Here is a 6,725-nt window from a genome sequence, read left to right as displayed (position 1 = left end):
GTGCCGTTGAAATTGCCACGGCGGTACAGCAAGCCATCGGTCACGGCCAGTTTTTCTGACAGCTTGGCTTCGTAAGGCGCACGGATCTTGGTGATCAATGCGTCCATCTCTTTGTCTGCGGGCAACATGTTCGAGAACACGGGCAGCAGCTTGTAGCGGAAGTCGCTGACTTTTTTGTCTTTGACCTCGAAGTCGAGCACGCCCAAAAACTTGCCGTTCGAGCCTGCATTGGTCACCAAGGTCTTGCCGCCTTTATTTGAGACGATGGACGCCACGGGCATGCCGTCGTGCGTGTGACCACCCATGATGGCGTCGATACCGCTGACGCGGCTGGCCATCTTCAAGTCCACGTCCATGCCGTTGTGGCTGATGACGACGACGACTTGCGCGCCTTTGCCGCGGGCCTCCGTCACCATCTTTTGCATGTTCTCGTCCTGGATGCCGAACTCCCAGTCGGCCACCATGTAACGTGGGTTGGCAATCGGGGTGTAGGGGAAGGCCTGGCCGATGATGGCGCAGGGCACGCCGTTGATCTCGCGGATCACATAGGGCTTGAACACCGGGTCGCCAAAGTCGTTGGTCTTGACGTTTTGCGCCACAAAGTCGACCTTGCCTGCGAAGTCTTTTTCGACGATTTCCTTGACGCGTTCCATGCCCAGGGTGAATTCCCAGTGGCCGGTCATCACGTCCACACCCAGCAGTTTGCAGGCATCCACCATGTCCTGGCCATTGGTCCACAAGCTGGTGCCCGAGCCCTGCCAGGTGTCACCACCGTCGAGCAACAAGGCGCCGGGGCGGCTGGCCTTCATGCGCTTGACCAGCGTGGCCAGGTGGGCGAAACCACCGACCTTGCCGTAGCGTTTGGCGGCATTTTCAAAGTCAAGAAATGTCAAGGCATGCGCTTGGGCCGTGCCCGGGCGGATCTTGGCCGCTTGCAACAAATACTCTCCCACCAAATGCGGCAAATTGTTCTGCATGGAACCGATGCCTAAGTTGATGCTGGGCTCGCGGAAATAAATCGGCTTGAGTTGCGCATGGCAATCGGTCATGTGCAAAAAAGACACTTGACCGAACTTAGGGATGTCATACAAGCCATTTGCGGCGGTGCTGGCACTCGATTGGGCATAAGCACCCATGCTCAGGCCAGCCATGGTGCCAGCACCCATGACTTGGATAAATTCGCGTTTGGAGAGATTCATATTTGCAATCACTGATATATGTAAAACTAAAAAACCCGGACCAGCCGGGTTTGGGCGCGTTCACTGATTGACAGGCGACTTGGGGTCGAGCAACAAGCCCACGATGTGGCGAACTTGGGTCTCGTTCAAGATGCCCATGTGCCCGGCACGCGGCATGTTGGAGCAGGCGTTGTAGGCCTTGGAGTTCCAAATTTTGCCCCAGGTGTACTCCACGATGGCCTTGCTGGCAGGATCATCAGGATTGGTCACCCCACGCAACTTGCCGTAGTTGTAAAGGCTTGGGCCCAAAGTGCCATAAGAAATTTCTTTCTTGTCCATTTGGTGGCAGTTGTAGCAATTGCCTCCGTTGATGGCATCGGCCTTGTCAGACCAAGTCAGGCCACGACCGCTTTGGGCGATTTTTTCGCCCTCTTTCCAGTCACCGATGAATTTGCCGTCCGACGGCCACTTGATGGCCTTGAGGTTGGCCTCTTCGATGCGCTTGGCGGTTTTTTCATCGAGCGGTTTGCCGGCCACATCGGCATCGCTGCAGACGCGGTTGGTTTCGTCGGTGGCGGTGATGCGTTCGAGCTTGACGTGGCTTTGGTCACGGAACGAAGTTTTGACGATTTGTTCGGTCAAGGCATTGAGCTCGGCCACGCTGGGCCCAGAGGCACAACCTGCAGCGAGCAAGGCGGCGGTCAAGCTGGCCAAAACGAGTTGGGTCTTTTTGTTCATGTGTTTCTCCTGGTCAGATCAGCGCTTGATGGCCGGGGCAATGGAAGCTGCGCCTTGGGCATTGACAGCCAGATAGGTGGACAAGGCCACGGTGGCGTCGCTGGCAAAACCGGGGTATGGGAAGCGTTGCTGGCGGTAGCAATCGTTCAAGCGCAATTGCATGCTCCACATCTGACCATTCGAGACGCGGTAGGCGGGCCAGGCGGCAAAGCCCACGCCGTCACCGGGGTTCTTGGTCAGGATAGGCAAGTCTTGCAAACGGATGCGTTTGCCCTCTTCACCATGGCAAGAGGCGCAAGAAAAGTCGTGCGATCCACCACGTTGGAAAAACAGGCGTTTGCCCACTTCGTAAAAGGTTTTTTCTTGCGTGTGCGATTGGGACAGGTTGAACTTGAGCCCCCGTGATTCGGCGGCGATCCAGGTGGCCAAAGCGGTCACATTGGCCATCTCGCCGCGACCAAATGCGGTCTTGGAGATTTCGGCCGCATTGAAGCCCTGCAGGTTTTCCATGCAGCTCACCAAGCGCGACTCCAAGTCTTGCATGCGCTGGGTGTCTGCAAAGTAACGTGGTAACTCCACAAAGGCGCCTTTGACCACGCCCGGGCCTTTGCCCAAGTCGCATTTTTCCAGGCTGGCGTTTTTAGGCCCACGCGCTTTTTTCCAGAGGTCTTCGCCTTTGGCTTCGTAGAGTTCAGCAGGGTTACCGTCTTGCAGCATGGCACGGTACTCGTCGATGCCTTGGCTGGACGTTTTTTGGGCCATGGCAGGTGCTGCATTGAGGGCCAGTGCAAGACTTGCAGCCAGTAAGGATTCTTTTTTCATTGTCACCTCTGTTGGAGTTTTATTTCAATGCAAAAAGGGTGAAGTTTTGGCTTCACCCTTTTGAGCTTCATGCGTCGATCAGGACACCGTGGCTTCGTCGGTGCGTGTAGCACCCTTGTTGTCCTTCCAAGTCACGGTGATTTTGTCACCTGCCTTGGCGCCTTTGACCGCGAATTGCATGAAAGGGTTTTTGGACACCGCTGGGCCCCACTCGGCCGACAGGACTTGCTTGCCGTTGTGCAAAGCCGTGACTTCTTGGATGAACCAAGCGGGCACGGTGTTGCCGGATGAGTCTTTGCGCATGCCCGATTCCATTTCGTGGGCCATCAGCACACGAACGGTTGTTTTGTCACCAGAAGACTGGGCACGAATGCGCATTGGATCTGCCATTTTTCTCTCCTAAATCTGTCAATGATTGAATGTGAAGTCGATGGGCTGAGTGCGGGAATTAACCGCCGCAACCGCCCAAAGTGACCTTGACTTCTTTTTTGGCCCACAAGGCCTTGCCGTCGTTCATGATGGCCACAGCGTAGACATCAGACGATTGGCCCATCTTGGCGCGGGTTGTCACATTGGCATCGATGGCATCGGACACATGGAACATGGCCACCAAGGCGGCCGGGTTCTTTTCGACCAAAATCATCAAATGCTTGACGCCGGGCAAGGATGTGCTGGCACCCAAAGGCACCACAGCGCCGTTTTCGGCGATGTCTGGACCGGTGATGGTCACATCTTTGCTCTCGGCCATGCTGGCTGCGCCGGCAGCTTTGGCGGCGTCTTGCACCGTCTTGGCTTCGAATGCGGCTTTGTTGAAGGCAGCGTGGGCGAACTGGGGGAAGCCAGCGCTGGCCAAGAGGCCGGCCACGACAGCGGTTTGCTTGAGTGTCTCGCGACGGTTTTGCATCTGATATCTCCTTTGATGATGATGGAATGATGCTATTGAAACAGGTTCAGCAGTACAACGGGGATAACCCCGAATTACTTGCTGGCCCCCTTGGAAATCCATTCGGCAATCTGCTTGGCGTCAGCCTCAGGCAGGGATTGTGCAGGCATCGGAATTTGTCCGTAAACACCCACGCCACCGCCCTTGACTTTGCTCAAAATATAGTCGGTTTTACCGGCTTGTTTCTTGGCAATTTCGTTGAAGCCAGGGCCCACAATTTTCTTGTCCACGCCGTGGCAAGCCGTGCAACTGTGTTGGTTCAGCAAGGCATTGACTGCTTTGAACTCGCTGTTTTCAGGCTTGGCCGCTGCGGGTGCAGTGGGCGCACGAGAAACAGGCACACCCGCCTTGGGTTCAGGCTGGCTTGTGTCGGCACCACGCTGAGGGCCCACGATGCGGTTTTGCTCTTGCAAGTTGCCATGCGCATTGCGCGCAAAGTCAGGCAAGAACGAGGCCACTTTGGGCTCCGGCTTGCAATCTTTCATGCAAATTTTGTTGGCCGTGTCGGGTTTGGCCTTGCCGCCAAACTCGTTGCCCGGCCACATCGCATGCGCCGTGCTCATGCCATTGCGGTTGGGCATGCGCGCTTGCACTTCGGCCATGTTTTTGTCCGACAGCACATAGTTGTCGGGCACGATGTTGGCCATGTTAAGCATGAAGGCCGTGACCGCATACACCTCTTCTGTGCTCAAGGTTTTGGGGTTGGTCCAAGGCATGGCGCGGTTGATGTAGTCCCACAAGGTCGAGAGCGTGTGCACTTTCATCATGGTGGTGCGGCCGGGGTAATCGGTGCGCTGCAAGTTGGCCACGCGGCCATTCTTGATGTCCTCGGCCGTGGTGCCGCCAATCAAGGGGCTGAACACCTCGTTCGACTCGCCAAAGACCCCGTGGCAATGGGCGCACTGGGCTTCCCATACATCTTGGCCCTTGGCCACCGAACCCGAGCCTGCAGGCAGGCCCTTGAAGTCGGGGCGCACATCGATGTCCCACTTGGCCACTTCCGATGGCGTCGCGGCACGGCCCACACCTGGGAATGGGGTGCTTTGCGCAGCTGCCATGGCCGAGGCTGCCAACAAAGCCACCGTCAAAACGGCATCACGAAACTTGGACATTTTTCACCTCACCGTTTTCCTGCACCAACCACGACTGGATGGCGTTGTTGTGATAAATCGATCGCGTGCCACGCACTGCGCGCAGCTGCTGGTAGGTCGGCTGCACATGGTTGGTGTCGTCTTGTGCGCGGCTTTGGATGATGGCGGGCTTGCCGTCCCACACCCAATCGATGTTGAAACGGCTCAAGGCCTTGGACAACACCGGCGTTTCCAAGCGCGCTTGACGCCAGTTGCGCCCACCGTCGGTGGACACGTCCACGCGCTTGATCTTGCCCTTGCCCGACCAGGCCATGCCTGTGATGTTGTAAAAGCCTTTGTCGAGCAAAACCTGACCACCGGAAGGCGTGGTCACCACGCTTTTGACTTCTTGCAAGTTGGTGTACTGGCGGTGCGTGCCGTCGGGCTGCAAGTCGATGTAATGAATCGCTTCGTCTTTGGCTGCGTAAGGCTTGTCACCCACTTCGACACGGCGCAGGTACTTGATCCAACTGACACCTTGCACACCGGGCACCACCAAGCGCAGGGGGTAGCCGTTTTCAGGGCGCAGCATTTCGCCGTTTTGGCCATAGGCCACGATGACCTCACCCGACAAGATCAGGCTCATCGGGATGGTGCGGGTCATGGACGAGCCATCGGCCCCCTCAGCTAACACAAACTTGCCGTTTTTCAAGTCGGCACCGGCCAACTCGAGCAAGGTGATCAAGGGCACGCCCGTGAACTCGCTGCAAGAAATCATGCCGTGCGTGTACTGCACCGTGGGCACCGCCACGTTGCCCCATTCGGTGGCGGTGTTGGCACCGCACTCGATGAAGGCAAAGCGCGAGACCGAAGGCAAACGCATGATCTCGTCCATGGTGAAGACCATGTTCTTTTTGACCATGCCGTTGATCATGAAGCGGTGCTTGGACGGGTCGATGTCCCACCAACCTTGGTGGTGCCGCTCGAAGTGCAAACCGCTGGGCGTGACGATACCGAACAAGGACTGCAAAGGCGCGAACGACACCGAAGCCTGGGTGGTTTGTGTCAGGCCCGGGCTTTGACGGCGCTGCAAGTTCGCTTCGAACTTGGAGGGCTTGCCATAGCCTTCAACGGCAACGCCCTGCCCCAAGCCCACAGCGTGCTCAGGCAGGTTCAGAATGTTGGGGTCGCCCCCTTCGGCGGGCACGGGGTTGCTCTGGGCCATGGCCATGGGGGCAGCGGCGCCTGCTGCAGCGGCGGCAAAGGCGTTGCGGATGAAATCACGGCGGCCCTTTTTGCCTTCGGCAAAGACCTCCTTGATGCCACTGGGGGTCAGGAAGCTTTCAGGCGCTTTTTGCACCCGTCCTGAGTTGATGTTGTCTGCGTTCACACAAACTCCTTGTTGGTTTGATCATTCATGTCCGCGCCGATGGCTACCTGCGTGCAAACCGCTCGGCAAACCTTCGCTGCAGTGTCGTCCGCAATCCGATAAAACACTTGGGCACCTTGACGGCGCTTGCCCAACACACCCGACCGGAACAGGATGTTCAGGTGCTGCGACATGTTGGGCTGAGCCACGCCGATGTTCTCCAGCAATTGCCCCACGTTTTTTTCACCCTGGCAAAGCGCACTGATGATGCGAAGCCGAACGGGTGTCGACATCACGGCAAACAGGTCTGCCGCTTTGTCAAATACCTCATCCTGGTCCACTGTCATGCTGCTTTTACCATTAGGTTCGTATATTCGGATGTTCGAATATATACGATGAGCGATGAATGTAAATCAGGGTTTACACGGGCTTGTTTCCTAAACAGGACAAACCCTGATGAGGGTTTCCGGCCTTACTGCATCGATGAAAACCCAGTCGGAGGTCATGGACGATGGACTTCAATCCAGCCTTACACATGCCTTTTGAAAAAGCTGGGTATTTTTCAGTACCCAAAAGGCGAAGACCTAAGGCCTCATTTGAACTTG

8 protein-coding genes are annotated in these 6,725 nt (G+C 56.7%); all 8 read right to left on the bottom strand.

Going from position 1 to position 6,725, the window contains the following annotated elements:
* Positions 1–1,199, bottom strand: a 1,199-nt coding sequence (gene soxB / locus ACIQ39_RS18025; RefSeq protein WP_396435965.1) for a thiosulfohydrolase SoxB, incomplete at its 3' end; no start/stop codon positions are given.
* A 60-nt stretch (positions 1,200–1,259) separates the two neighbouring features.
* On the bottom strand, positions 1,260–1,916 hold the full coding sequence (gene soxX, locus ACIQ39_RS18020) for a sulfur oxidation c-type cytochrome SoxX (RefSeq protein ID WP_396435964.1): 657 nt from the start codon (positions 1,914–1,916) through the stop codon (positions 1,260–1,262).
* Positions 1,917–1,934: 18 nt separating this feature from the next.
* On the bottom strand, positions 1,935–2,738 hold the full coding sequence (soxA, locus tag ACIQ39_RS18015; RefSeq protein WP_396435963.1) for a sulfur oxidation c-type cytochrome SoxA: 804 nt from the start codon (positions 2,736–2,738) through the stop codon (positions 1,935–1,937).
* A gap of 78 nt (positions 2,739–2,816) precedes the next feature.
* On the bottom strand, positions 2,817–3,128 hold the full coding sequence (gene soxZ / locus ACIQ39_RS18010; RefSeq protein ID WP_396435962.1) for a thiosulfate oxidation carrier complex protein SoxZ: 312 nt from the start codon (positions 3,126–3,128) through the stop codon (positions 2,817–2,819).
* A 58-nt stretch (positions 3,129–3,186) separates the two neighbouring features.
* Positions 3,187–3,642 carry a thiosulfate oxidation carrier protein SoxY gene (soxY, locus tag ACIQ39_RS18005; protein WP_396435961.1) on the bottom strand — a complete coding sequence of 152 codons (456 nt, stop codon included), beginning with the start codon at positions 3,640–3,642 and terminating at the stop codon, positions 3,187–3,189.
* Between the two features lie 74 nt (positions 3,643–3,716).
* A complete protein-coding gene (locus tag ACIQ39_RS18000) occupies positions 3,717–4,793 on the bottom strand; it encodes a c-type cytochrome (RefSeq protein WP_396435960.1) in 1,077 nt (358 codons plus the stop codon).
* The gene (gene soxC / locus ACIQ39_RS17995; RefSeq protein WP_396435959.1) at positions 4,777–6,141 is read right to left on the bottom strand and encodes a sulfite dehydrogenase; all 1,365 of its coding nucleotides are present in this window, start codon (positions 6,139–6,141) and stop codon (positions 4,777–4,779) included. Before soxC ends, ACIQ39_RS18000 begins: the two co-directional genes overlap by 17 nt.
* Positions 6,138–6,467: an ArsR/SmtB family transcription factor gene (locus ACIQ39_RS17990; RefSeq protein ID WP_396435958.1), complete on the bottom strand. Its 330-nt coding sequence runs from the start codon at positions 6,465–6,467 to the stop codon at positions 6,138–6,140. Before ACIQ39_RS17990 ends, soxC begins: the two co-directional genes overlap by 4 nt.
* Between the last annotated feature and the right edge of the window lie 258 nt (positions 6,468–6,725).

It is taken from the genome of Limnohabitans sp. (assembly GCF_044361645.1).
GTDB lineage: Bacteria > Pseudomonadota > Gammaproteobacteria > Burkholderiales > Burkholderiaceae_C > Limnohabitans_A.
The sequence above is the reverse complement of the archived record's forward strand: the minus strand, read 5'-3'. Positions and strand labels throughout refer to the sequence as shown.

What these genes read in the sequence shown, in the direction of transcription:
- soxX (WP_396435964.1), bottom strand. Translation starts at nt 1,916, where the DNA reads ATGAACAAAAAGACCCAACTCGTTTTGGCCAGCTTGACCGCCGCCTTG.
- soxA (WP_396435963.1), bottom strand. Translation starts at nt 2,738, where the DNA reads ATGAAAAAAGAATCCTTACTGGCTGCAAGTCTTGCACTGGCCCTCAAT.
- soxZ (WP_396435962.1), bottom strand. Translation starts at nt 3,128, where the DNA reads ATGGCAGATCCAATGCGCATTCGTGCCCAGTCTTCTGGTGACAAAACA.
- soxY (WP_396435961.1), bottom strand. Translation starts at nt 3,642, where the DNA reads ATGCAAAACCGTCGCGAGACACTCAAGCAAACCGCTGTCGTGGCCGGC.
- ACIQ39_RS18000 (WP_396435960.1), bottom strand. Translation starts at nt 4,793, where the DNA reads ATGTCCAAGTTTCGTGATGCCGTTTTGACGGTGGCTTTGTTGGCAGCC.
- ACIQ39_RS17990 (WP_396435958.1), bottom strand. Translation starts at nt 6,467, where the DNA reads ATGACAGTGGACCAGGATGAGGTATTTGACAAAGCGGCAGACCTGTTT.